The organism is Candidatus Binatia bacterium, from assembly GCA_023150935.1.
Taxonomy (GTDB): domain Bacteria; phylum Desulfobacterota; class Binatia; order HRBIN30; family HRBIN30; genus JAKLJW01.
In genome coordinates this window covers 14229-38947 of sequence record JAKLJW010000006.1, presented here as the reverse complement: position 1 = coordinate 38947, position 24719 = coordinate 14229, and the positions used below count along the sequence as shown (strand labels likewise).

At 66.3% G+C, this 24719-nt stretch carries 21 protein-coding genes and 1 pseudogene; 19 read left to right on the top strand and 3 right to left on the bottom strand.

What is annotated here, in order from left to right:
* Positions 1 to 136 precede the first annotated feature (136 nt).
* Both L6Q96_05990 and bcp read right to left on the bottom strand, forming a co-directional pair.
* The gene (locus L6Q96_05990; protein ID MCK6554121.1) at positions 137 to 2098 is read right to left on the bottom strand and encodes a PQQ-dependent sugar dehydrogenase; all 1962 of its coding nucleotides are present in this window, start codon (positions 2096 to 2098) and stop codon (positions 137 to 139) included.
* Between the two features lie 55 nt (positions 2099 to 2153).
* Positions 2154 to 2627 carry a thioredoxin-dependent thiol peroxidase gene (gene bcp / locus L6Q96_05985; protein ID MCK6554120.1) on the bottom strand — a complete coding sequence of 158 codons (474 nt, stop codon included), beginning with the start codon at positions 2625 to 2627 and terminating at the stop codon, positions 2154 to 2156.
* Positions 2628 to 3806: 1179 nt separating this feature from the next.
* On the opposite strand from bcp, the gene L6Q96_05980 reads away from it, so the two are divergent.
* From L6Q96_05980 to L6Q96_05890, 19 genes and pseudogenes are all read left to right on the top strand, one after another.
* A complete protein-coding gene (locus L6Q96_05980; GenBank protein ID MCK6554119.1) occupies positions 3807 to 4046 on the top strand; it encodes a type II toxin-antitoxin system HicB family antitoxin in 240 nt (79 codons plus the stop codon).
* Positions 4043 to 4279, top strand: a complete 237-nt coding sequence (locus tag L6Q96_05975) for a type II toxin-antitoxin system HicA family toxin (protein MCK6554118.1) — start codon at positions 4043 to 4045, stop codon at positions 4277 to 4279. Before L6Q96_05980 ends, L6Q96_05975 begins: the two co-directional genes overlap by 4 nt.
* A gap of 424 nt (positions 4280 to 4703) precedes the next feature.
* A pseudogene (locus L6Q96_05970) lies at positions 4704 to 5273 on the top strand (acetyl-CoA acetyltransferase).
* Positions 5274 to 5328: 55 nt separating this feature from the next.
* Positions 5329 to 5874: a hypothetical protein gene (locus L6Q96_05965; protein MCK6554117.1), complete on the top strand. Its 546-nt coding sequence runs from the start codon at positions 5329 to 5331 to the stop codon at positions 5872 to 5874.
* A gap of 38 nt (positions 5875 to 5912) precedes the next feature.
* Positions 5913 to 6155 carry a hypothetical protein gene (locus L6Q96_05960; protein MCK6554116.1) on the top strand — a complete coding sequence of 81 codons (243 nt, stop codon included), beginning with the start codon at positions 5913 to 5915 and terminating at the stop codon, positions 6153 to 6155.
* Between the two features lie 448 nt (positions 6156 to 6603).
* Positions 6604 to 8001: a trypsin-like serine protease gene (locus tag L6Q96_05955; protein MCK6554115.1), complete on the top strand. Its 1398-nt coding sequence runs from the start codon at positions 6604 to 6606 to the stop codon at positions 7999 to 8001.
* A 122-nt stretch (positions 8002 to 8123) separates the two neighbouring features.
* Positions 8124 to 9638, top strand: coding sequence for a lysine--tRNA ligase (lysS, locus tag L6Q96_05950; protein ID MCK6554114.1), 1515 nt, complete (start codon positions 8124 to 8126; stop codon positions 9636 to 9638).
* 159 nt (positions 9639 to 9797) lie between these two features.
* Positions 9798 to 11048, top strand: coding sequence for an FtsX-like permease family protein (locus L6Q96_05945; protein ID MCK6554113.1), 1251 nt, complete (start codon positions 9798 to 9800; stop codon positions 11046 to 11048).
* Between the two features lie 30 nt (positions 11049 to 11078).
* Entirely contained in the window at positions 11079 to 12323 is a 1245-nt protein-coding gene (locus L6Q96_05940; GenBank protein MCK6554112.1) for an ABC transporter permease, read from the top strand.
* Positions 12316 to 12987: an ABC transporter ATP-binding protein gene (locus tag L6Q96_05935; GenBank protein ID MCK6554111.1), complete on the top strand. Its 672-nt coding sequence runs from the start codon at positions 12316 to 12318 to the stop codon at positions 12985 to 12987. Before L6Q96_05940 ends, L6Q96_05935 begins: the two co-directional genes overlap by 8 nt.
* A gap of 121 nt (positions 12988 to 13108) precedes the next feature.
* On the top strand, positions 13109 to 15403 hold the full coding sequence (bamA, locus tag L6Q96_05930; protein ID MCK6554110.1) for an outer membrane protein assembly factor BamA: 2295 nt from the start codon (positions 13109 to 13111) through the stop codon (positions 15401 to 15403).
* Positions 15404 to 15435: 32 nt separating this feature from the next.
* Positions 15436 to 15960, top strand: a complete 525-nt coding sequence (locus tag L6Q96_05925) for an OmpH family outer membrane protein (GenBank protein MCK6554109.1) — start codon at positions 15436 to 15438, stop codon at positions 15958 to 15960.
* Between the two features lie 33 nt (positions 15961 to 15993).
* On the top strand, positions 15994 to 16776 hold the full coding sequence (gene lpxA / locus L6Q96_05920; protein ID MCK6554108.1) for an acyl-ACP--UDP-N-acetylglucosamine O-acyltransferase: 783 nt from the start codon (positions 15994 to 15996) through the stop codon (positions 16774 to 16776).
* A gap of 53 nt (positions 16777 to 16829) precedes the next feature.
* Positions 16830 to 17624 (top strand): UDP-2,3-diacylglucosamine diphosphatase LpxI, encoded by a 795-nt coding sequence (gene lpxI, locus L6Q96_05915; GenBank protein ID MCK6554107.1) that lies wholly within the window; start codon positions 16830 to 16832, stop codon positions 17622 to 17624.
* The gene (locus L6Q96_05910) at positions 17621 to 18553 is read left to right on the top strand and encodes a Gfo/Idh/MocA family oxidoreductase (protein ID MCK6554106.1); all 933 of its coding nucleotides are present in this window, start codon (positions 17621 to 17623) and stop codon (positions 18551 to 18553) included. The genes lpxI and L6Q96_05910 overlap by 4 nt, the downstream gene beginning before the upstream one ends.
* The gene (gene lpxB / locus L6Q96_05905) at positions 18550 to 19719 is read left to right on the top strand and encodes a lipid-A-disaccharide synthase (GenBank protein ID MCK6554105.1); all 1170 of its coding nucleotides are present in this window, start codon (positions 18550 to 18552) and stop codon (positions 19717 to 19719) included. Before L6Q96_05910 ends, lpxB begins: the two co-directional genes overlap by 4 nt.
* Positions 19716 to 21479 (top strand): lipid A export permease/ATP-binding protein MsbA, encoded by a 1764-nt coding sequence (gene msbA, locus L6Q96_05900; protein ID MCK6554104.1) that lies wholly within the window; start codon positions 19716 to 19718, stop codon positions 21477 to 21479. Before lpxB ends, msbA begins: the two co-directional genes overlap by 4 nt.
* A 378-nt stretch (positions 21480 to 21857) precedes the next feature.
* A complete protein-coding gene (locus L6Q96_05895; protein MCK6554103.1) occupies positions 21858 to 22580 on the top strand; it encodes a lysophospholipid acyltransferase family protein in 723 nt (240 codons plus the stop codon).
* Positions 22577 to 23896, top strand: coding sequence for a 3-deoxy-D-manno-octulosonic acid transferase (locus L6Q96_05890; GenBank protein MCK6554102.1), 1320 nt, complete (start codon positions 22577 to 22579; stop codon positions 23894 to 23896). Before L6Q96_05895 ends, L6Q96_05890 begins: the two co-directional genes overlap by 4 nt.
* 96 nt (positions 23897 to 23992) lie before the next feature.
* On the opposite strand, the gene L6Q96_05885 is transcribed toward L6Q96_05890, so the two are convergent.
* Complete coding sequence (locus L6Q96_05885) at positions 23993 to 24715, bottom strand: YebC/PmpR family DNA-binding transcriptional regulator (protein MCK6554101.1); 723 nt, start codon at positions 24713 to 24715, stop codon at positions 23993 to 23995.
* Positions 24716 to 24719: the final 4 nt, after the last annotated feature.

Genomic DNA, 24719 nt, shown 5'->3' with positions numbered 1-24719 from the left:
GCTGTGGCACTCCGCATCGAGGGGGCCGCGATCGCGACGACGGGCGATGCGGACGGAAGAGGTCAGGTCAGGAAGCGACCGGGAGGTGCGCGAGCTGTCGACGGTTACGGCAAGCGTCGGGGTCGCCCGACTGCCGTTAGGCCGGGGTGGGAGTGGGCGTGGCTACCACGCTGTCGGCGATGCGGTAGATCGTGCCGCCGTACGCGACCGCGTAGACGTCACCGGCCTCGTCTTCGCCGAAGGCGACGATTTGATGCGCCGTGTCGAGCAGCATGCTGGAGTACCAGACGGCGCCCTCGCGCCGCAGACCCCAGATGCGTCCGCTGCAGTAGTCGCCGGCGAAGTAGGTGCCGTGCATGCGCGGGTAGGTCGCACCTCGATACACCACGCCGCCGCTGATCGAACATCCCAGGCCGTGATCGTACGCGAACACCGGCGGGGTCAAACCGACCGAGCTGCACGGATTCGGGTCGTAGCACGCAGGCCCCTCCATTACTCGCCAGCCGTAGTTCTCCCCACCCGGGCTGTTGGCCGCCTGAAAGTCCACCTCCTCCCAGAGCCCCTGGCCGACGTCGCCGATGTACAGATCGCCCGTGAGCCTATCGAAGGCGAACCGCCACGGATTGCGCAAACCCCACGCCCAGATCTCGCGCCGCGCTCCCGGCGTCGGAATCGCCGGGTTGGTGGTCGGGATTGCGTACGGTGTGGGCGTGCCCGTCGGCGTCGGCAGCTCGACATCCAGCCGTAGAATCTTGCCAAGCAGCACGGTGGTGTTCTGCCCGTTGTTGCCGGGGTCGCCGCCGCCTCCTCCGTCGCCGGTGCCGACGTACAGGTAACCGTCGATGGGACTGAACGCGATCTGCCCGCCATTGTGGTTGGAGAAGCCCGGATGAGGAACCGTGAGCAGGACCTCTTCGCTGGCGGCGTCGGCGACATCCGGGTCGGCACTCACGCGATAGCGGGCCACGACGAGGCTGCCGGCCGCGTTCGTGTAGGCGACGTAGAAGCGGCCCGTGCCGGAATACGTCTGGGGGAACGCCAGTCCGAGCAAGCCGCGTTCGCCGCAGCAACTGACCTTGCTCGTGACATCCAGGAAACTCGTCGGTTGCACGACGCCGTTCTTGACGAGGCGTATGAGGCCGCCCTGCTGCACGATGAAGAGACGGTTGGTCGCATCGCCGGCGTGGCTGACCTGGACTGGCAACGACAGGCCTGTGGCGATCGGCGTCATGGAGATCTGCGGCCAGGCGAACGGCGCGGTCGGGGTGGCGGTTGGCGGCGTCGTCGGCGTCCGCGTCCGCGTCGGTGTGCGCGTGCCGGTTCGGGTCGCGGTAACGGACGGCGTTTGCGTCGGCGAGGCGGTATGCGTCGGCGGCGCCGTGGCGGTCAAGGTTGCCGGTGCGGTGGGGGTGGTGGTCGGCGTCTCCGTGACGGTCGGCGTTGCGGTGGGCGGACCGGACCAGTTGCCGGTGCAGTCGCCTATAAGTACCGCCAGAAAGTCTTGCGCCACGGCGTCGTTCGCGAGCGGAGCGAAGCCGATCGCTCCGGACGTGCAGGCGCCGCCGCTGAACGCCGGATCGGTGAGGGTTTGGTTAGCGGCCGGTGCCGGTACCGGAATGAACACCCAGTCCGATGCGCAGGCGTCGCCCGCCGGCAGGCGCGGGAGGATTCCGACGACGACCTGCAGGATGCGCGACGCATCGAGCGCACTGACGGTCCCGTTTGCCGTGCCATCGGCGGCCAGCGCCTGTTCGGAAGTGAACGTCCGTAGACCGACGGTCGCCTGCAGCACGTGCGACGCATCGAGGGCACTCAGGCCCCCCTCGAGATCGCCCACCTTGCCGGGTGTGACCGTCCACGTGCCTGCGGCCAGGCCGGTCAATGCATACTGGCCGCTCGGGTCTGTGGTGGTCGTTGCCGGTACCGCCCCGTCGAGTTGAACGGTGACGCCGCCGACCGGGGCGCCGCTCGCGTAGTAACGAATCTGCCCGGCGATGGTCAGGGCATACGCGGTACCGGCAGATACCCACGGCAGCAGCACCGCCCCGACTGTCCCGAGCACAACAACCGCCCGCGAGGCAAGGCGTCCATGGATCATGGCAACTCCGCGCCACCAACGACGAACCAGGAACGGCGGCCCACGAGCCGCCGACTCAAGCTCCTTCGCGCAAGGCTTCCAATACCTGTGCCGGGTGAGTCTCGGCCCTGGCAACTTTGGCCCAATGCTTCTTGACCTTACCGTCCGGCCCTACCCATACCGTCGAACGGATGACGCCGGTGACCTTCTTACCGTACATGGTTTTCTCCCCGTAGGCACCGTACTTCTCCATGACCTTGCGGTCGGGATCGGAGAGCAGCGGAAACGGGAGCTTGTACTTAGTCGCGAATTTCCGGTGCGACTCGGGGTTGTCGGCTGACACGCCGAGGACCACGGCGTTGTGCCGTGCGGTGATGTCCTTCCATTCGTCGCGGAAGCCACACGCCTCCTTGGTGCAGCCGGGCGTGTCGTCCTTCGGGTAGAAATACAGGATGACGTGCTTGCCTTTGAACTGGGCGAGCGAAACACGATTCCCGTCACTGTCGGTCAAGGTGAAGTCCGGTGCAGCTTTCCCCTCGGTTATGGCCATCGTCGATCCTCCTTCCCGATCCGCTATGCGATTCCCCCATACGTTGACAGACCCAAAATTCGAATCAAGCTCGGTGGAACGTGCGCTGGAGCCGGTCAGTAGAAAGCGAACGTGGCGTTCTCGATGAGTCGATGGACCTCGTTGGGCCAATCGGGCAGCCGCTGGATTTCGTCGATGACCACCTCTTCCCCCGTACCCGTACTCGTTCACGTACTCGTACTCGTACACGGCCGCTCCCTCGTAAACCTCCAACCGCTCGTGGTCCAACTTCATGGCTGCGTGCCGGCAGTCCGTGTACGAGTACGAGTACGTGTACCGCTGCGCTGAGTACTTGTACGGAGTGGAAGGCCAGCGCTGCGACGCAGGCGCCGCGTCGCACCGGCGCCAGGCTCCGATCGAAGCGCGGCCGATCGCACGAGCGGGTTGCCGGCGGCGCTGTAGACCGCCGAGATCGGGACGTTGGAGTCAGCGACGACTCGCCACGGCATGCGCGCTGCAAACTTTCCGGCGGTGGTCGCTCACGATCGGGTCGATGATTTCCTCCAGTTCGTCCGGGGTCCGGACAGCAGGCCCCCCGTCGGCCGACGGGCAACCACGGGGGGTTGCCCCTACGGGTGTCTGGCCATACCTCGCCGGCATCCAGCGGGCCCCGCGGTCCGTGCACTGCCCACTCGCAGAGACTCCCACCACGCGGCCTAACGCCGAAGCTCACCAGCTTGCGCCGAAACGAGACGCTGCCTGTTTGCCCGATCGGCACCGCGGCGCCGGTCTAGTGGAGCGTCTTGTTCGGCATTCACCTGGCGGCGCGTTACCCTCGGGGTCGGTATCGGTATCGGCTTCGGAATCGATCCGTTGCCCGGCGTACCCGGCCGGCGGACTCGATGGCTGCTCACCAAACTTCAAGTCGCCCGTGGCCGGATCTCATCGTGCTGTCCTCGATTCCGATACCGATAGCGACCCCGACCCCGATCGATCAAGCCGAACGCTCCGGTTCAGGAGAGGTGCTGGAGGAGAGGTGCTGGACACCCATCGCTCTGGCGGGCCCGTGTGGATGTCCTATCGACCACTCCCGGGTCCGTGCCGAGGCGAACAGCCCAGCGCAGAGTAAGGGGCGAGCGTTCCGCCCGCGGTATGTTACGATGCGAACGAAGAACGCGCTCGGCGTGCGGAGGTTGACGAATGCGAACGTACAGCATGACCGCTGTGATCTGGAAGGAAAAGGATGCTTACGTCTCGAAGTGCCCGGAAACGGGCGTTGCAAGCTGCGGCGACACCCCCGAGGAGGCGTTGAACAACCTGAAGGAAGCGGTGGAACTGTACCTCGATAATGCCAAGCGGTTGGGTCTGTTGCGCGAACTCCGCCCGATTCTGACCGCACCCGGGAAGTTCACAGCATCGTTCGCTGCCTCTGTCAGATGAGCAAGCTGCCCGGTGTCTCCTCCGACCAGGTTGCACGGGCATTACGACGCGCCGGCTTCGTGTACGCGCCGAAGCGGGGTAAGGGGAGCCACATGGCGTTCTACAAGCTCGACGCTGCTGGCAAGGTCCGCCTCGTCATCGTGCCGAAGCGGAAGGAGCTGCCCCATGGGACATTGCGCGCGATCATAGAACAAGCCGGCCTCACCACGGCGGAGTTCATCGATCTCCTGTAGCGCCGGGCCCCCGCTCGGGTCAGGAACGCCACTCCCTGTAGGCCGGCCGCTCGGTCGGGCCGGAACGAATCGGCAGCGCAGTCACCACGGTCGGAACCCGCGCGACGCGTGGCGCCCCGATCCCAAGTCGGATTACGATATTGCGGTTAGATATCGACCCACTACCCCGCATATTGAGCGAGCCTGGATTCGGGACGGCTGACGAATACCGCCACTGAGCAGCGCCACCCCGGCTCAGCACGGTCGAGCCTTGCCCGAAACTATGGATCCGGGCGTTGACACCGACTGCCGACCCGCAGTAAGCCGCTCATCGGAGGCAAGGCGACGGTGAAACCGGCCCTGATCGGTTCCGGAAGGAGCGAGGTCGAAGGTCTGATATGGGGTGTTACGTTAAATACTCCAGCTAATGCGGACTATGCGCATGCTCGGTATCTTCGACTGCTCGGGCGTCTGCGACGGCGCCGCCGCGGCCATTCTCTGCCGTGCCGAGGACGCGCACAAGTATTGCGCGCAGCCGGTCTTCATAAAGGCGCTCTCCTTCGCCGCCGGACCGGCCGCGGGGTTCTACAGCCAGGAGTACGACTTCACCACCTTCCCCGAGGTCGTTGCCAGCTCACGGGACGCCTATGCGCAAGCCGGCATCACCAACCCGCGCGAACAGGTCAGCATGGCCGAGGTCCACGACTGCTTCACGCCGACGGAGCTGGTGCTTATGGAGGACATGGGCTTCTCGGCGCGTGGCCAGGCGTGGCAGGACGTGCTCGCCGGGCGTTTCGACGGCGACGGGCCGCGACCGATCAACCCGGACGGCGGGCTGAAGAGCTTCAGGCACCCGATCGGCGCCAGCGGACTGCGCATGATGTACGAGATGTGGCTGCAGCTACGCGGCGAAGCCGGGGCGCGGCAGATCAAACACCCCAAGGTTGGCATGACGCACAACCTCGGCGGCGCCCCGGGCCGCGGCGTGAGCTTCGTGTCCGTCGTCGGGGTGTGAGTGGCGGTCGCGCCGGCGCCGGCTGTGAGCCTGCGCCGCTCGTCCAAGGCCGGCGATGGTTGACGAGATCGACATTCTGAAGCTGGTGGCCGCGCGTCTGGAGGCGGCCAGCATCCCTTACATGGTCAGCGGATCGATGGCCATCAACTACTACGCCCAGCCGCGCATGACGCGCGATATTGACATCGTCATCGAGCTCGATGCCGCCGACGCGGATCGCGTCGCGGCACTGTTTGCCGCCGAATTTTTGTGCGAGATCGAGGCCGTGCGTGAGGCCGCGCGGCGGCGTGCGATGTTCAATATCATTCATCGAGAGGCTATCGTGAAGGTGGACTTCATCGTCCGCAAAAGCGCCGCCTACCGCGTGACGGAGTTCGCGAGGCGGCGGCTGGTGGATATTGGCGGCGCGACCGTGTGGATGGTGAGTCCGGAAGATCTCCTGCTCTCAAAGTTGCATTGGGCCAAAGACAGCCACTCGGAGCTGCAGCTGAAGGACGCGCGGAACCTCATCGCCTGCGTAGCGAGCCTCGATTGGGACTATGTTGCGAAGTGGGCAGCCGATTTGTCGGTCTCCGATCTCGTGACGCTGGTACGTGCATGACCGATACCCCCCCACACGTTGAGCAACGGTACCGCGAGATGCTGATGCGCCGATCCGGCGCGGATCGCCTGCGGATGGGGGCATCGATGTTCGAGGCAGCGAAGCGCCTGGTGCGCGCCAGTCTCGGCAATGCCGATGGGCGCGACGATTCGCCCGCCATGCGGGTGCAACTGTTCTTGCGGATCTACGGGCCGGACTTCGATGCGGCGAGCCGCGCGCGTATTGTCGAGTGCCTGCGCGGTGGCCCTACTCCTCGTAAGCGGGTGACGAACCACATGTAGCGTGGCGACCCCGCCGGTGAGCACGATGGCGGCGGAGGTAGCCACGATGCTAACAGCGACGTTGACGCCGCGGGGGCGGGAGATGCAGGCTGTGCTGGCCCGCTGGGAGCGGAGCGTCAGCAAGGGGTGCAGGACACCCACCGCTCCGGCGTGCGTGGGTGTCTCACGTCCACCCGTTCTGTTCGGTATTTCCCTGGCAGCGACTTCCCCTCGGGGTCGGTATCGGTATCGGTATCGGAATCGATCCGTTGCCCGGTGTACCCGGCCGGCGGACTCGATGGCTGCTCGCCAAACTTCAAGTCGCCCGTGGCCGAAGCTCATCGTGCTGTCCTCGATTCCGATACCGATACCGACCCCGACCCCGATCGATCAAGCCGAACTCGGGTTTAACCCGCAACCCCGTGATATGTTGCATGAGGATGGCGTCGAGTTTTCGAAGGGAGATCGGGTGAAGCGATCGAGTGTCTGTTGTCGGGTTGTCGCGGTGGCGGTGTCCGTCGCCTGGTTCGCGACGGCGGGTGTCGTGAAGGCGGCGTCGCTGGAGCCTCGCATCGTCAACGGGTTGACCACGACCGAGTACCCAACCGTCGGCATTCTATACCATCCGTCCGGCGCCTTCTGTTCGGGCACCTTGATCGGTTGCGAGACTTTCCTGACCGCCGCCCACTGCGTGTGCCCGTCGAGCACGGACACGGCCGCAGAGTGCCTCTCCCGTGGCGGCGCGCAAGCGGACGGTTGGCTCGTATTCCTGGCGCACGGGGGGGTGTTCGACGTCGGCGAGATCGGCATCCATCCGGCTTACGAGTTTGCGGTTGGCGGCGATCTGGCGCTCGTGCGGTTGACCGTGCCGGTGGACGGTGTTGCACCGTCGCGCATTAACGCGTCGATGCGTCCTGCGTTCGGCACCGCGGGGGAAATCGTCGGCTTCGGTCGCAGCGGCGGGAACCCGAGCACCAATGTCGACTTCGGCGTGAAGCGGTGGGGACGCATGGTGACGGCGCCCTGCGATCATGTGCCCGACGATGCGAACATCTGCTGGCCGTTTACGGGTCCCGTCGGTCCGGTCGGCGATGACTCCAATACGTGCCAGGGCGACTCCGGAGGGCCGCTGTTCGTCGACTTCGGCGACGGGCCGGTGGTGGCCGGACTGACCTCCGGGGGGCTGCCCAATAGCTGCCTGGTGGCGCCGGATGGGGAGAGTTTCGACACCGACGTCTTCGTCTACCGGGACTTCGTCCGTACAGTTGCCGGGAGCGACCTGGATCGTACGTCGTGCGGGTCGCTGCCGCAGGTCGGAACCTCCGGGGCGAAGACGTCGGCGTTCCAGGGTAACCTCGGCGCCGGCAGCGGCGCGTTGCGCTACGAGGTGGAAGTGCCGGAAGGCGCCAGCCGTCTGCGTGTCGCCCTCAATCATCAGGCGGAGAGCCGTGCGGGACAGAGCGACTTCGACCTTTATGTCAGGGCCGGAGCGCCGCCGACGCGCGAAACTTACGATTGCCGTGACTTCACGGGGCGGCCGTTCGGCGTCTGCGAGATCGACGCCCCTGCCGCCGGTCCCTGGCATATTCTGGTCGACAGATTCAAAGGGCAGGGGACAGCCCAGGTGGTTGCCACGACCTTTGCGGGTCAGACGGTCGCTTGTGCCGGCGACTGCTCCGGCGACGGCGAGGTGACCGTCGACGACCTCGTGCTGATGGTTGCGATCGCCGGCGGCATGGCCCCGCTGGAGGATTGCGCCGCGGGAGACGCCAACGGCGACGGCTCGATTACGATCGACGACCTCATCATCGCGGTGGGCAACGCAGCGGATGGATGCGGATCAGGGCGTGGAGGCTTGGCGGCCTGAGGGCCTGAACTCTAGATCCCCAAGACCCCAGGACCCCAAGACCCCAAGACCCCAAGACCCCAAGACCTTTCTTGACTCCCCCAACCGTAGCGGTTAGAGCCCGGGGCTTGGCGGGCGAAGGTGTGGAATCCGACATTTCCGATCTCGAAGCCGTTCGGCGGCGCAAGCTCGATGAGCTGCGCGCTCTGGGCGTCAACCCGTATCCGAACGATTTCCGTCCGGCCGATACTGCGGAGGCGGTAGCGGCGCGGTTCGGGTCTCTCGGGCGGGAGGCGTTGGATGCCGGTTCGGAGACGGTCAGCCTTGCCGGTCGGATCGTGGCGCTGCGCGATTTCGGCCGCGCCGCGTTCCTGCACTTGCAGGACCGCAGCGGGCGGATCCAGGCCTATGTGAAGCGCGACCTCGTCGGCGAGGCGGCGTTCGGGGTCTTCAAGGCGATGGACATCGGCGACTTCGTCGGCGTCGTCGGACGACCCTTCCGCACGCGGACGGACGAGCTGACGATCGAAGCGCGCGAGGTGCGCCTGCTCGGCAAGGCGTTGCGGCCGCTGCCGGAGAAGTGGCACGGCCTCACCGACGTCGAGGCGCGCTACCGGCAGCGTTATCTGGACCTCATTGCCAATCCGGCGGTGCGCGAGGTCTTCGTGCTGCGCTCGCGGCTGATCGACCGTGTGCGTGCTTTCCTGACGGCGCGCGAGTTCGTCGAGGTGGAGACCCCGATGATGCAGCCGCTGCCGGGAGGTGCGGCAGCGCGTCCGTTTGTCACGCACCACAACGCTCTCGACATGGACCTCTACCTCCGCATTGCGCCGGAGCTGTACCTGAAGCGGTTGCTGGTGGGCGGACTCGAGCGGGTCTTCGAGATCAATCGCAACTTCCGCAACGAGGGCATCTCGGTGCGTCACAATCCCGAATTCACGATGCTCGAATTCTACTGGGCTTACGCGACGTACCTGGACCTGATGCAACTGACCGAAGACCTGGTCGTGACGCTCGCCGACGAGCTGCTCGGGCGTCGTGTCCTTCAATACGGCGACTGGGAGGTTGACCTCACCCCGCCGTGGCGGCGGGTGTCGATTCCCGAGTACGTGGCGGAGCGGGCGGGCGTGTCCCTCGACGCCGTGCTGGCGCTCGATCTGCCGACCCTGAAGACGGCGGCGGCGACGCTTGGCTTTCCGGTGCAGCAGGACTACGTCGGGCACTACGGACCGGGTGCGGCGGGATACCTGCTGGTGGACCTCTTCGAGGCCGTGGCCGAGCCCGAACTGGTGCAGCCGACGTTCGTGTACGAGTACCCGGCCGCGGTCTCGCCGCTGGCCCGCCGCAATGCCGACCGCGCGGAGTTCGTCGATCGGTTCGAGCTGTTCGTCGTCGGCCGCGAGCTGTGCAACGCCTTCTCGGAGCTCAATGACCCCGACGACCAGCGGGCCCGTTTCGAGGAGCAACTGCGTGCCCGCGCGGCCGGTGACGAGGAGGCGCACGTGATGGACGAAGACTTCCTGCGCGCCCTCGAGCACGGCATGCCGCCGGCAGCGGGCGAGGGGATCGGCATCGACCGGCTCGTCATGCTATTCACCAACGCCGCCTCGATCCGCGACGTCATTCTGTTCCCGCACATGCGCCCGGAGCGGCGGTAGTGCCGCGTGGCGGGTGGCTGGTGGTCAGTGGCCGGGAACCATCGCCGGCGAGCGGTTGGCGCGGAGCGGTGAGGGTGCCGCAACGCCGGCCGACTAACGAACGACGCCCCGCGAACGACTGGTAACGAACGAGGAACCACCGGCGACTTCCCAGTGCCCATGCGTTACGAGCTTCTCATCGGTCTGCGTTACTTGCGTGCCAAGCGCAAGGAGGCGTTCATCTCGCTGATCACCGGCTTCGCCACGGTTGGCCTGGTTATCGGCGTGATGACCCTCAACGTGGTGCTGGCCGTGTTCACCGGCTTCGAAGAGGATCTCCGTGACCGGATCCTCGGTTTCAATCCGCACGTGATCGTGCTCAGTTTCAGCGGCACGGTGGCCGACCCGGCCGAGGTCGCCAGGCGCCTAGAAGAAGTGCCGGGGGTCGGCGCCACGGCACCGGTGGTTTACGGGCAGGCGATGCTTTCGGCCCCGGGTGGCGTCGCCGGCGCCTTCGTTCGCGGTTTGGCGCCCGAGTCCGCCGCCGTACTCGACGTGCCGCGATTTCTGGTCGCCGGGCACATGGACGAGTTGCGGCGCACGCAACGGCGAACGACGGCGAGCGGGACGGCCGCAGAGCTGCCGGCAATCATCGTCGGTGCCGAACTGGCGCGCCGACTCGGCGTCGGTGTCGGCGACGCCGTCGACGTGATCTCGCCAGTGGCGACGACGGCGGCAGTCGGCACCGTGCCACGTATCGGTCGTTTCGTCGTCGTCGGTCTGTTCGATTCCGGCATGGCGGAGCACGACTCGTCGCTGGTGTACATGGACCTGCCCAGCGCGCAGCATTTCTTCGGTCTGGGGGCGGCGGTAACCGGCGTGGAGGTTCGTCTCACGGACCTTTACGCGGCGCGGGCGTTGGCCGGGACGATCGCGCATCACCTCGGTTTCCCCTTTGTCGTGCGCGACTGGATGGATCTCAACCGCAATCTGTTCGGCGCTCTGCGGGTCGGCAAGACGGTCTACTTCATCGTCATTCTGCTCATCGTTCTGGTGGCCGCTTTCAATGTCGTGTCGACGCTCGTCCTGGTGGTCATGGAGAAGCGGAAGGATATCGCCATCCTCAAGTCGATGGGGGCGACGCGCGCCGGTGTCGGACGCATCTTCGTCTCCAAGGGCCTGATCATCGGAACGGTCGGTACGGCGCTCGGCAACCTCCTGGCGCTCGGCGTCTGCTACCTGATCACCCAGTACCGCGTCATCGAGCTACCGCGCGACGTCTACGGCATGGACCGCCTGCAGGTGAAGGTCTATCCGGAGTACTTCGTCGTCGTTACGGCCGTGGTGCTGCTGGTCAGCTTGCTCTCCACCCTCTACCCGGCGTGGCGCGCCGCGCGCCTGTCGCCGGTCGACATCATCCGCTACGAGTAGCCCCTCGGGACCCCGCGACCGCGAACTGGCATGCGCTACGAATTCCTCATCGGCCTCCGCTACCTGCGAGCCAAGCGTACGGAGACCTTTATTTCGCTCAACACGGTGTTCTCCGTCCTCGGCGTTACCGCGGGGGTGATGACCCTCAACATCGTGCTGGCGGTAATGACCGGCTTCGAGGAAGACTTGCGCGACCGGATTCTCGGCTTCAATCCGCATGTGGCGATCCATGGCGACGGGGGCCGCGTGCCGCTGGCGGCCGCGGCGGTGGAGAAGGTACGAGCCCTTCCCGGCGTGGTCGCCGTGGCCCCCGTGGTCGAGGGCCAGGCGATGCTGGCGGCCGAGCGCAGCGTTACCGGGGCGAAGGTGGTCGGACTGCCTCCCGATTTCGACGTGCTGGACATCGAGAGTCGACTGAGTGCCGGACGGCTCGCCGACCTGGAGCGCCTGCACGAGGTGGCGCTCGAAAATGGGCACGAGGGGGCGGTTGAACTCGGGGGTATTGTCCTCGCCAAGGAAGTAACGCGCCAGTTGGGGGTCGGTGTTGGCGACCCCGTGACTCTGATCTCCCCGGTGACCAAACCGACGGCAATCGGGATGATCCCGCGCGTCAAGCGATTCGTCGTCGTTGGCGTATTCGACTCGGGCATGGCCGAGCCGTTGGCGTTCATGCACCTCCCGGACGCGCAGCGCTTCTTCGATCTCGACCGCGACGTCAGCGACATCGAGGTCCGGGTGCGGGACGCCGAAGCGGCCGATGCGGTTGCGGCGGCGATTCGGACGGCGCTGCCGCCGGGGGTGCGGGTGCGCGATTGGATGGAGAGCAACCGCAGTCTGTTTTCGGCGCTGCGGCTGGAGAAGACGGTCTACTTTATCGTCTTGCTGCTGATCGTGGTGGTGGCGGCGTTCAACATCGTTACCACGCTGATCATGGTGGTGATGGAGAAGCGCAAGGACATCGCGGTGTTGAAATCGATGGGGGCGACGGCCGCAGGGGTGGCGCGCATCTTCGTCTTCAAGGGCATGCTGGTCGGTATGGCCGGCACGCTGTGCGGCAACCTCCTCGGCTTTGCTGCCTGCTGGCTGCTCGGCCGTTACGAGCTGGTCGAGTTGCCAAAGGACGTGTTTTACGTCAACACCCTGCCGGTGGTGATGCACGTGGAGTACTTTGTTGCGGTGACCGTTGCGGCCCTGGCGATCAGCGTCGCGGCGACCCTGTACCCGGCGCGGCAGGCGGCGAGGTTAGTGCCGGTGGATGTGATCCGTTATGAGTGAGCCGCTCATTCGGACGGTCGGTCTGTCCAAGCACTACGGGGACGGGCAGCGTATCGACGTGCTGGTGGACCTCGACATGCAGGTCGAGGCGGGGGAGTCCGTGGCGATCGTCGGGCAGTCGGGGGTCGGCAAGAGCACGTTGCTGCACGTGCTGGGTACACTCGATCGGCCTTCGACGGGTCGCGTGCTGTTCGGGGGCGTCGACGTGTTCGGCCTGAGCGAGCGCGAGCAGGCGGGGTTCCGCAACCGCGAGATCGGTTTCATCTTTCAGTTCCATCATCTGCTGCCGGACTTCACGGCGCTCGAGAACGTGATGATGCCGGCGCTGATCCGAGGGCTGGGAGCGGCCGAGACGGAGGCCCGGGCGCGGGCTTTGCTGGACAGGGTGGGTCTCGGCGAGCGGCTGACGCACAAGCCGGGCGAGCTTTCCGGAGGCGAGCAGCAGCGCGTTGCCGTGGCCCGTGCGGTCGTGTTGTCGCCGCGCGTCGTGCTCGCCGACGAACCGACCGGGAATCTCGATCCGGAAACCGGCGCCGAGGTGCACCGTCTGCTGCTCGAGCTCAACCGTGAACATCGGCTCACCCTCGTTATCGTCACCCATAACCAGGAGCTCGCCGCCCAGGTCGATCGGAGATTGCGGCTGCACAACGGCAAGTTGCACTGAAGTGTGGGATGGGGAGGCGGAGCTGAAACGAGGGTTTACAGGGCAGGGGGCCGGTGCTAGCGCTCGCCATGGTCGCCGCGGATGGCGACGCCGGGGCGGCGCCTTACTCGCGGCCCTGTGGATGCTGCTGGCCGTGACCGCACCGGCGGCCGGCGCCGAGGATGACGCGCGTATCGACCGCGTCGACGTCCGCGGCGAGAAGCGCGTCGAGGAAGAGGCGATCCGCGTGCAGTTGCGATCGCAGCCGGGGACCCGCCTGGACGAGGCCACGGTCGACAGCGACATCAAAGCGCTCTACCGCATGGGTTTCTTCGACAACATCGAAGCGGATTTCTCCCGGGAGAACGGCCTCGGCGTCCTGACTTATACCGTCCGCGAGCGACCGCTGATCGGCCAGGTTCGCATCGAGGGCAACGACAAGCTGGATCGCGAGGAGCTCGACGCCGCCTTCAAAATCAGGCCCAACACCATCCTCGACCCCGGCAAGGTCCGCACCGGCATCGACGAGGCGAAAAAGCTCTACGAGAAAAAGGGCTATCTCGACGCGACGATCACGTACAAGACCGAGCCCGCCCCGGACGACGAGGTCGTGCTGCAGTACGACATCGACGAGGGTAAAGTCGTGCGCATTACCAGCCTCAATCTCGAGGGGGCGCAGGCCTTCACGCCGGCACAGCTCAAGGGGGTCATGCAAACTCAGGAGGAGTGGTTCCTGTCCTTCCTGACCGGGCGCGGCAATCTCGACAACGAAGTGCTGAAGGCCGACACCGAGCGGCTCACCGCGTACTACTACGACAACGGATACATCGACGTGAAGATCTCCGACCCCGTCGTCGAGCGCAAGGAGAAGGGCCTTCAGGTCACCATCAAGATCGACGAGGGCGAGCAGTACAAGGTCGGCACGGTCACCATAACCGGGGATATGCTCCCGGATCAGGAACGCGCCCGCGGGGCGCTCGCGCTCGAATCCGGAGATGTCTTCCGGACCAGCAAGCTGCGCGAGGATATCAACACCCTGACCGAGGTGTACGGCGACGAAGGGTACGCCTTCGTCAACATCACTCCCGACACCCGCGTGAACCCCGAAGACAAGACCGTCGATGTCTCCTACAAGGCCAGCAAAGGCCCGCAGGTGTACATCGACAAGATCGAGATCACCGGCAACAGCAAGACCCGGGACAAGGTCATTCGCCGCGAGATCCTGCTGGGCGAGCAGGAGCTGTTTTCGGGCTCGCGCCTGCGGCGCAGTCAGGAACGGCTGAAGCGGCTGGGGTTCTTCGAAGACGTGAACATCACGACCCGGCGGGCGGAGAACGAGGACCGTCTCGACCTGCTGGTCGACGTGAAGGAAGCGTCCACGGGTTCGTTCTCGGCCGGGGCCGGCATCTCGTCGGGAGAGGCGTTCCTGTTCAATATCCGCCTGACGGAGATCAATCTCTTCGGACGCGGGCAGCGGCTCACCTTGAACGCGGACTTCGGTTCCATCCGCCGCAACTTCAGCCTCGACTTCACCGAGCCGTACGTGATGGACACGCTGGTCACCGGTCGCGTCAGTGCCTTCAACTGGCGGCTGATCTTCGGCGACTTCACCCGTGGCGGTACGGGCGGCAGTGTCGGTTTGCTCTACCCGCTGGCGGCGCTCGGCTGGGGTACGTTCCTCGGGGTTCCGCTCGAGGACTGGCGCGGGGGGCTGGAGTACCGGATCGAGGAGGCTTCGATTACCGATGTCGCCTTCGACGCTCCGTCGGTGATCCGGGCCGAGCAGGGCGAGAGCCTGACCAGTGCGATTGTGCCGCGGCTGTTCCGCGATACCCGCAACCACCCGTTCGACCCGACCAGCGGTACGTTGATGGACTTCGCCTTCGAAATCGCCGGCCTCGGCGGTCAGAGCAAGTTCATCAAGCCGGAAGCGCGCGTGCGCTGGTACTACCCCTTCTACCGCACGCCGTCGCTGGGAACCTTCGTGTTTTCGCTCGGCGGGACGCTCGGGCTCGGCTATGGTTACGGGGACCGCCGTGAGCTGCCTCTCTTCGAACGCTACTTCCCCGGCGGCATCAACTCCGTGCGCGGCTTTCGCATCCTGTCTCTCGGGCCGCAAAACGTCGTGCAGAATTCCTACGGGAAGATCATCAGCCGCGATCCGATCGGCGGTAGCGAGCAGCTCATATTCAACACCGAGGTTATCTTCCCGATCGCCGAATCGCTCGGCCTGAAGGGAGTGGCGTTCTTCGATGCCGGTAACGCATTCACGGTTTCGCAGGGAATCGATTTCCCGGAGATGCGGCTGGCCGTTGGCGGCGGTGTCCGCTGGCTGTCGCCGGTGGGGCCGTTGCGCATCGAGATCGGGTTCCCCATCAATAAGCAGGTAGGGGACGACACGCAGACGGTCATGTTTTCGTTCGGGGGCCCCCCGTGACGAGTGCAAACGGTGCAAGGAGGCACGACTTAATGAATGGTTTCAGGGTACTGGTGGCGAGCGCGGCGGCGTTGTTGGTTACGGTGGCGGCAGTTCGCGCCGAGGAAAAGATCGGGTACGTCGACTTGCAGCGGGCGCTCAACGAGTCCGACGCCGGGCGCAAGGCGAAGGAGGAGTTCAAGGTCGACGTCGACAAACTCCAGGCGAAGCTCAAGAAACAGAAGGACGAAATCGACGGTCTCAAGGATCAGCTCGAGAAGAAAGCCCTGGTGATGAAGGACGCGGAGCGCGACAACGCCGAGGAAGAGTACCGGCGCAAGCTGCGCGACTTCGAACGCAACTACAAGGATTCGCAGGCGGATCTGCAGCGCAAGGACGGCGAACTTACCGGCGCCATCATCAAGGAGCTGCAGGAAGTGATTCGGGAATACGGCGAAAAGGAGGGTTTCACCGTAATTCTCGAGGCGAGCAACAGTGCGGTTCTTTACGGGGCCAAGAACGCCGACCTCACCGACCAGATCATTCGGCAATACAATAGCGGTAGCCGTAAGAAGTAACTGTCTGCCGAGAGCGTCCGGGAGTGCCGATCCGTGAGTGAAACGCGCATCCATCCGACGGCGGTCGTCGCCGCCGGCGCGGAGATCGACGCCGATGTCGAGATCGGCCCGTACGCGATCGTCGGCCCGCACGTGCGCATCGGACGGGGGACGGTGGTGGGCCCGCACGCGGTGATCGAGGGGCGGACGACGATCGGTGCAGGCAACCGCATCTTCCACCACGCCTCGGTGGGGGCGGTGCCGCAGGACCTCAAGTATCGCGGCGAGGACGCGCAACTCGTCATCGGCGACCACAACACCGTCCGCGAGTTCGCGACGCTGCATATCGGGACGGCGGGCGGGGGAATGATCACCGCGGTCGGCAGCCACAACCTCCTGATGAACTTCACCCATGTTGCGCACGACTGCCGGCTCGGCGACCGTAATATCCTCGCCAACGGGGCGCAGCTCGGCGGGCACGTGACCATCGAGGACTTCGTCATCGTCGGGGCGCTGACCGGCATTCACCAGTTTGTGCATATCGGCGAGTCGGCCATTCTCGGGGCCGGGTCGATGGTGTCGCAGGACGTGCCGCCCTTCTGCAGTGCGACTGGCGACCGGGCGCGACTGCTCGGACTCAACCTGCTGGGTCTCAAACGCCGCGGGTTCGACGAGGCCGCGGTGCGCGAGCTGAAGCGGGCCTACCGGCTAATGTTTCAGTCGAAGCTCAAGGTGGTCGATGCGGTTGCCCGGATCCGCGCCGAGGTCAAGCCGTCGCCGGAGGTTGATCGCTTCGTCGCGTTCGTGGAAGGGTCCGAGCGGGGAGTGTGTCGCTAGTGCAGGCGGTGGACTCTCAGCCTGCTTCTTCGGGGGGGGCCGAGACCGTTGGGTTGATTGCCGGCAACGGTAGGTTTCCGTTGATCTTTGCGGAGACGGCACGCGCGGCGGGCGTGCGCGTGGTTGCCGTCGCCCACGAGGGCGAAACCCCTCCCGAACTCGCCGGCATGGTAGCGGCGATCACCTGGGTCCGGGTCGGGCAACTCGGCCGTATCATCGATGCTCTGGTTGCCGCCGGGGTGCGGCGCGCCGTGATGGCTGGCGGCATCCGAAAGGAAGCGCTGCTCGAACACTTCGTTCCGGACGAGCGGGCGCAGCGGTTCCTCGCGCGCTTGACGACCTGGGGCGACGATGTGCTGCTGCGAGGTGTCGCCGAAGAACTCGAAGCGGAAGGCATCTCGGTGGTTTCGTCGACGCTGTTTCTGGCCTCTCTGCTGGCGCCCTGCGGGCCGCTGACGGCGCGTGTGCCCGAGCCCGCCCAGTGGAACGACATCCGCCTCGGAATCGAAGTCGCCAAGGCGCTGGGCCAGTGGGATGTCGGGCAGAGCGTGGTGGTGAGGTCGGGTATGGTGTTGGCAGTCGAGGCTATCGAGGGCACCGATGCCACGATCGCTCGTGGCGCCCGACCCGGAGCGGTCGTCGTGAAGGTGAGCAAGCCGCAGCAGGATCTGCGCTTCGACGTGCCGGCGGTGGGGCCGGAGACCGTGCGGCAATGCAGCCGGGCCGGGGTCGCGGTGCTGGCGGTCGAGGCTGGCAAGACGCTGGTCCTCGACCGGGACGAGGCGGTGGCGTTGGCGGAGGCCGGCGGACTGGCGATCGTCGGCGTCGAAGCCGGGGGGCAGGTGTGACCGTACCCCTGCGCGCCGGCGTGGTTGGTGTCGGCTACCTCGGTGCTTACCACGCCGAAAAGTACGCTGCGCTCGACGGTGTAACCCTGGTCGGTGTCGTCGATACCGATGCGGAGCGGGCGCGGGAGATCGCCGATCGCACGCATGCCGCTGCGTACACGGATTACCGGGCGCTCGTCGGTCAGGTCGATTGCGTAAGTGTTGCCGTGCCGACCCAGTTCCACTTCCCCATTGCACACGACCTGCTGGCCCACGACATCGACGTCCTGGTCGAGAAGCCCATGACCGCGGACCTCGCCGACGGACGGGCGCTTGTTGCCGCTGCCGAGCGGCACGGCCGCATCTTGCAGGTGGGGCACCTCGAGCGTTTCAACCCGGCGATCCGCGCCCTCGCCGAGATCGTGACCCGGCCGCGCTTCATCGAGTGCCATCGTCTGGCACCTTTCGTCGATAGAGGTACCGATGTCGACGTGATTCTCGACCTCATGATTCACGATCTCGACGTGATCCTCAGCCTGGTCCACGGCGACGTGCAGGCGGTCGAGGCGGTGGGCGTGCCGGTGCTCTCGGAGGCGGTCGACATCGCCAACGTGCGGATGCGCTTCGCCGGCGGTTGCATCGCCAACATCACCGCCAGCCGCGTCGCGTTGAAGCGCGAGCGCAAGTTGCGCATCTTCCAGGCGGATACGTACGTCGCGGTGGACTACGGAGAGAAACATGTCCGCGTCTGCCGACGGGTGCCGGTCGACGGCGAGCCGACGATTACCGTGGAGGAGCGAGACCTCGACTCCGGCGATGCGCTGGCCGACGAGATTGCACACTTCGTCGAGGCGGTGCGCACGCGACAGCGGCCGCTCGTCGACGGCCGCACGGCGTTGCGGGCCCTCGAAGTCGCCGATCTGATTCGCAGCCGCATGGAGACTGCATGACACCGGCGAGTCCGGCGGTTACCGCGGCCCCGTCGCCGCCGGTGCCTGGGCGCAAGGTCCTGCTGGTCGCCGGCGAGGCTTCCGGGGATGTGCACGGTGCGGCGCTGGTTAGGGCCTTGCGCGCCGCCGACCCGACGCTGGCGGTATACGGGGTCGGGGGAGACCGCCTGCGCGGAGCGGGGATGGAGATCCTTGTCGAGACCGCGCACGTGGCGACCATGGGATTTACGGAAACCTTCGGTACGCTCGGACGACTGGTCGCCGCGTACCGGCGCCTCTCGCAGTTCCTTGCCGCCGAGCGGCCGGCGCTGCTCGTGCTGATCGATTACCCCGAGTTCAATTTGTTTCTTGCGCGCCGCGCCAGGGCGCTGGGGGTTCCCATTTTCTATTACATCGGCCCGCAGGTCTGGGCATGGCGTCGCGGCCGTGTACGCAAGATCATCGAGCGGGTCGACCGACTCGGCGTGGTCTTCCCGTTCGAGCCGGCGCTGTACAACGCTAACGGACCGGTGGCCGAGTTTGTCGGGCACCCGCTTCTGGACATCGTGCGCCCGACCCGCAGTCGGGAGGAAACCCGGGCCCGCTACGGGCTCGACCCCGTCCGGCCGGTGCTGGCGCTGCTGCCGGGGAGTCGGAAGAAAGAGGTCCGCGCCCTCGTACGGCCGGCGGTCGCCGCCGCCGAGCTCCTTGCCGCCGAGGGTTGGCAGCCGATTCTGGCGTTGGCGCACACGTTGACGCGCGACGATCTGATGGCGGCGTTCGGACGGCAGTGGCCGGCAATTCCGATCGCCGAGGACGACACCTACGATGTCGTTCACGCCGCCGACGCCGCCGTGGTGGCGTCGGGGACGGCGACGCTGGAGACGGCTTTGCTTGGCAGGCCGATGGCGATCATGTATCGCGTCGGCCCGGTGACGTACGCGCTGGGACGGATGCTCGTGCGCGGTGTGGACTGCATCGGCATGCCCAACATCGTGCTCGGCCGCCGGGTGTTCCCGGAGTTGATTCAGGGAGCGGTGACCGCCGACAACCTCGCCGCCGCGGTGCGCGACGTGGTGGGAAGGCGGAGCGACGTCGAAGCCGCGCTGCGCGAGCTGCGCAATCGGCTCGGCGAGCCGGGCGCGGCGGTTCGCGCGGCACGACTGGCTCTGGCGGTGATGGCATGACGCCGCGACCGACCCTCTACCGTCGACTGCTGCGCTATCTGCGCCCCTACTGGTGGCCGCAGTTCGCCCTCGCCGTCGTCTGTATGCTGGCGTTCAGCGGCACCAACGGCGTCATGCCCTTCCTTGTGCGCCACGTCTTCGACGATGTATTCACCAACAAGAACGTCGCGGCCCTGTCCGTGTTGCCGCTGATCATTATCGGCGTCTTCGTATTTCGCGGCTTCGTCGCCTTCGGCAGTACCTACCTGACCGAATACGTCGGGCAGCGCATCGTGGCCGATATCCGCAACGAAGTGAACCATCATATCCAGCGCCTGTCGCTGTCGTTCTTCAACCGCACGCCGACCGGGACGATCGTGTCGCGCGTGACCAACGACGTGGCGCTGGTGCGTACCGCGCTGACCGATTCGGTTGCCTCTCTGCTGAAGGACGCCTCTTCGTTGATCGTCCTCGTGGCCGTGGCGTTCTACCAGGACTGGTTTCTGGCGTTGATCGCGTTCTTCGCGTTTCCGCTGTCGGTCCTGCCGGTGATCAGACTGGGCAAGAAGCTGCGGACCCTCGCCAATCGCGGGCAGGTATCCATGGGGGCGCTGACGGTGCTGCTGCAGGAAACCATCCAGGGCAATCGGGTCGTCAAGGCATTCGGCATGGAGCGGTACGAGGACCAGCGTTTCGCGGCGGAGAACGAGCGCATGTTCCGGCTGTACATGCGCAGCACGATGATGCGAGCGGTACAGAATCCGACGATGGAGATCCTGGCCGCCTTCGGCATTGCCGGGGTTGTCTGGTACGGGGGCCACAGTGTCATCGGCGGCGGGCGCACGCAGGGTAGCTTCTTCGCCTTTCTTACGGCGCTGTTCCTGCTGTACGAGCCCTTCAAGGGCCTGGCGCGGACGAACACCGCCATCCAGCAGGCGCTCGGGGCCGCGGAGCGGGTGATGGAACTGCTCGATACGCAGCCCGAGGTGGGGGACCGGCCCGACGCCCGCGTGCTGGCGGGGATCCGCGACGGCATCCGACTGGAAGGCGTCGGCTTCCGTTACGATCGCGATTTCGTGTTGCGCGACGTGTCCATGGCGGTTCCGCGCGGCAAAGTCGTGGCTCTGGTCGGAGCGAGCGGGGGCGGCAAGAGCACGCTCGCCGACCTCATCCCGCGTTTCTACGATGTCGGCGAGGGCCGCATCTGCATTGACGGCGTCGACATCCGCGACTACACGCTGACCAGCCTGCGCAGTCAGATTGCCATCGTCACGCAGCACACCTTCCTGTTCAACGACACCGTGCGCAACAACATCGCCTATGGCGAGTTGAGTAAGGACATGGAGGCGGTGATTGCGGCGGCACGAGCGGCCAACGCGCACGAGTTCATCGCGGAGTTGCCGCAAGGGTACGATACGGTGATCGGTGAACTCGGCGTCAAACTGTCCGGGGGGCAGCGGCAGCGACTGGCCATCGCGCGGGCACTGCTCAAGGATGCTCCGATCTTGATCCTCGACGAGGCGACCTCGGCGCTCGATAACGAGTCCGAGCGTCTGGTGCAGGGGGCTTTGGAAGCCCTGATGCGGAACCGGACAACGCTGGTCATCGCGCACCGTCTATCGACCGTTCGCCGCGCCGACCGCATCGTTGTGCTGGTGCGCGGCCGTATCGTCGAGGAGGGGACGCACGAGGAGCTGCTGGCGCTCAACGCGGAGTACCGTAAGCTGTACGACTTGCAGTTCCGCGACGAAAAGCCCGACGAGGCCAAGTTGCTGCACTGATTTACGATTTCCGAGTGTGCGCGCACGACGCGAAGAAATCTTCGGGGCATGGAGCGGCAGTGCCTTCCCGTTCGTCCCGAGTAGCGCCTTCTTCTGGCGCGTATCGAGGGACAGGCTCGGCAGGGGCGCGCCCCTTGATACGGAGCCCAGGGGAAGGGCTCCTACTCGGGGCGAACGGGCTGGTTGTTCGCTTTGGGTTGCGGGCGGCAGCCCGTGCTGTGTTACTCGTTCGCGAGTTCGTCTCATGGTGCGAAGAATTTCGGAATGCGGATTTCGGAATGCGGACGACGGATTCATGAGTTCCGCAATCCGCATTCCGCAATCCGCAATGGGTTGCGGGCGCAGCCCGCGCTGAGTAGGGAAGGACGGATAACGACGGTGGGTGGGAGTACGGGGCGGCGCCGGTGGTGGCGCGAAGGGTTCTTCCTGTGGCTGCTCATGGAGCTGGGTCCGCGTGCGATCAGCGGCGGCCTGCGCCTGCTGCAGCTCACGGTGCGGGTGGAGCTGCTGCGCGCCGAGGCGCTGCTGCGGCGCTGGGAAAGCCGCGAACAGAGTATTATCGCCTTCTGGCATAACCGGCTCGTGATGATGCCGATCCCGTATCGGGGTGGAAAACTCTGCATCATGAACAGCCAGAGCCGGGACGGGGAGATCGCCACACGGGCCCTGGCCAGATGGGGGATCCATTCGGTACGAGGCTCGGCGTCGCGCGGCGGTGCGCGCGGGTTCCTGCAATTGGTGCGGGCGTACCGCGATGGCTACGACCTGGCGGTCGTGCCTGACGGTCCACGCGGCCCGCGGTACGTTGCCAAGGCGGGCGTGATCCACCTCGCGCGGGTTACCGGGGCGCCGATCTACCCGGTGAGCTTTGCGGCGACCCGCCGGCGCCGGCTGCGCAGTTGGGACCGCCTCATCCTGCCCTTGCCGTTTGCCCGCGTCGTTTATGTCGTTGGCGAACCGCTGCACGTGCCGCGCGAGGCGACCGACGACGAGGTCGAGGGGTTGCGGGCGGAGCTGGAAGCGCGGCTTAACGCCATCACCCGCGAAGCCGAAGCGCGGGTCGGCAACGCGTTCGACGGTGACGGGGCGGCGGCACCATGAACCCGTCCGGCGCATGGCGCCGACGCGACGCGGGGGACGCCGCCGGTAAGGTTAGCTACGCCGTCTACGACACCGTGGCGGCCCTGTTCGGCGTGCTGGCTCTGCCCGTGTTGCCCGTGCTGGCGTTGAGCCGCCACGGTAGCGGATTGCGCGAGCGGCTGGGTTGCTTGCCAGCGTCGGTGCGCGCCCTCGACCGTCCCATCTGGGTTCACGCGGCGTCGGTCGGCGAAGCGCTGGCAGCCGAGCCGCTGCTGCGCGAACTCCGGCAGCGGTATCCGGGCGTGCCGCGGTTGGTATCGACCACTACGGCCACCGGCCGTGAGGTGGCACGGACCAGTCTTCCGGTCGCCGGCGCGATGCTGCTGCCGGTCGATCCGGCCGGTATTGTCGACCGGGTCGTGCGGCAACTTCACCCGCGGGCACTGGTTATCATGGAGACGGAGATCTGGCCGGGACTGATCCGCGCCGCGCGTCGAGCAGGCGTGCCTCGGGTGATCGTTAGCGGTCGCATCTCCGAGCGTGCGGCGCGGCGATACGGCTGGGTGCGCTGGTTAACCAAGGCGGTGTTCGCGCAGGTCGACGGTTTCGCGATGCAGTCGGCCGCCGATGCGGCCCGGATCGTAAGCCTGGGTGCACCCGCCGACCGGGTCGAGGTCATCGGCAACCTGAAGTTCGCCCGTTCCAGTGCGGGGGCGGTGCCTGTCGGTCGGGCCGCGATCGATTTCGGCGCGCGTCCGGTTCTGATTGCTGCCAGCACCCACGCGGGTGAGGAGCGACTCGTGCTCGACGCCTGTGCGTCGCTGTGGGCGAGGCATCCGGCGCTGCTGCTCGTGGTGGCGCCGCGGCGGCCCGAGCGCTTCGATGAAGTGGACCGGTTGGTGGCCGCGACGGGTCTGCGCCGCGCGCGGCGCACGGCGGTGATGGGTGCGGTGCCGGCGGACGTGCAGGTGTTGTTGCTCGATACGGTCGGGGAGCTGCCGGGCCTGTTGCCGGCGGCGCGCGCGGTGTTCGTCGGTGGCACGGTGGCGGCAGTGGGGGGGCACAACGTGGCCGAGCCGGCTCTGTGCGGCAAGCCGGTGGCCTTTGGCCCGCACACGGCCAACGTCGCCTTGTGGGCCGAGGCTTTACTCGCTGCCGGCGGAGCGGTGCGCATCGAGAGCGCAGGGGAGTTGTCGGCCGTGTGGACGAGGTATGTGGCCGACGAGGCGGCAGCGGCGGAGGCGGGCGAGCGCGGACGCGGGGTCGTAGCGGCGCACGCGGACGTTGCCGCGCGCACGGCGGCGTTCGTGGGTCGCTGGGTGGATGAGCCGGCCTGAGTGGCCGCCCTGCGACGCCTGCCCGCGGGCGTCCCGGTAGAAGCTATTGACCGCCAGCCCAAAGGCTGGTGGGGCCGGTGGCGCGTCGGGGCGCCGCTATACCAGGTTATGAAACACCTTCTGCACGTCGTCGTCCTGTTCCACGGCGTCGACCAGCTTGAGGACGTCCTTGGCGCTCTCCTCGTCCAGTTCGGTCGGGGTGACCGGGATGTACTCCGACTCCGACGATAACGGCTTGATGCCGCGGTCCTCGAGCGCCTTTTGCAGGCGACCGAAATCGTTGAAGGCGCAGCGGATTACCAGTTGCGGCTCGCCTTTCTCGCCGGTGCTCTCGCCCATCTCTTCGAGGCCGTGATCGATCAGGTCGAGCTCGAGCGTCTCCTGATCGATGCCCGCCGGGTCGAGGCGGAAGACTCCCATGCGCTTGAACAGGAAGCCGACGCTGCCGCTGGTGCCGAGGTTGCCGCCGTTCTTGCCGAAGATGTTGCGCAGGCTTGCCACTGTCCGAGTCGGATTGTCGGTGGCGGCCTCGACCAGAACGGCGACGCCGTGTGACGCGTAACCTTCGTAAAGGATTTCCGCATAGTCCGCCGCGTCGCGCCCGGCCGCCCGCTTGATTGCCGACTCGACCTTGTCCTTCGGCATGTTGACGGCGCGGGCGTTCTGGATGACGCGGCGCAGGCGCGGATTGGAAGTCGGGTCGGGTCCGCCGGTCTTGACGGCGATGGCGATTTCCTTGCCGATGCGCGTGAACGCCTTCGCCATGCGGTCCCAGCGCGCGAACATCGTGTGCTTGCGGGTTTCGAAGATGCGTCCCATTTGT

Excerpts from the sequence above, each read along its gene's own strand:
- L6Q96_05890 (MCK6554102.1), top strand. The coding sequence starts at position 22,577 with ATGAACCCGTCCGGCGCATGGCGCCGACGCGACGCGGGGGACGCCGCC.
- L6Q96_05945 (MCK6554113.1), top strand. The coding sequence starts at position 9,798 with ATGCGTTACGAGCTTCTCATCGGTCTGCGTTACTTGCGTGCCAAGCGC.
- L6Q96_05990 (MCK6554121.1), bottom strand. The coding sequence starts at position 2,098 with ATGATCCATGGACGCCTTGCCTCGCGGGCGGTTGTTGTGCTCGGGACA.
- L6Q96_05925 (MCK6554109.1), top strand. The coding sequence starts at position 15,436 with ATGAATGGTTTCAGGGTACTGGTGGCGAGCGCGGCGGCGTTGTTGGTT.
- L6Q96_05935 (MCK6554111.1), top strand. The coding sequence starts at position 12,316 with ATGAGTGAGCCGCTCATTCGGACGGTCGGTCTGTCCAAGCACTACGGG.
- L6Q96_05965 (MCK6554117.1), top strand. The coding sequence starts at position 5,329 with ATGGTTGACGAGATCGACATTCTGAAGCTGGTGGCCGCGCGTCTGGAG.
- lpxB (MCK6554105.1), top strand. The coding sequence starts at position 18,550 with ATGACACCGGCGAGTCCGGCGGTTACCGCGGCCCCGTCGCCGCCGGTG.
- bcp (MCK6554120.1), bottom strand. The coding sequence starts at position 2,627 with ATGGCCATAACCGAGGGGAAAGCTGCACCGGACTTCACCTTGACCGAC.
- L6Q96_05940 (MCK6554112.1), top strand. The coding sequence starts at position 11,079 with ATGCGCTACGAATTCCTCATCGGCCTCCGCTACCTGCGAGCCAAGCGT.
- bamA (MCK6554110.1), top strand. The coding sequence starts at position 13,109 with ATGCTGCTGGCCGTGACCGCACCGGCGGCCGGCGCCGAGGATGACGCG.
- L6Q96_05885 (MCK6554101.1), bottom strand. The coding sequence starts at position 24,715 with ATGGGACGCATCTTCGAAACCCGCAAGCACACGATGTTCGCGCGCTGG.
- L6Q96_05980 (MCK6554119.1), top strand. The coding sequence starts at position 3,807 with ATGCGAACGTACAGCATGACCGCTGTGATCTGGAAGGAAAAGGATGCT.
- L6Q96_05975 (MCK6554118.1), top strand. The coding sequence starts at position 4,043 with ATGAGCAAGCTGCCCGGTGTCTCCTCCGACCAGGTTGCACGGGCATTA.
- L6Q96_05960 (MCK6554116.1), top strand. The coding sequence starts at position 5,913 with ATGCTGATGCGCCGATCCGGCGCGGATCGCCTGCGGATGGGGGCATCG.
- msbA (MCK6554104.1), top strand. The coding sequence starts at position 19,716 with ATGACGCCGCGACCGACCCTCTACCGTCGACTGCTGCGCTATCTGCGC.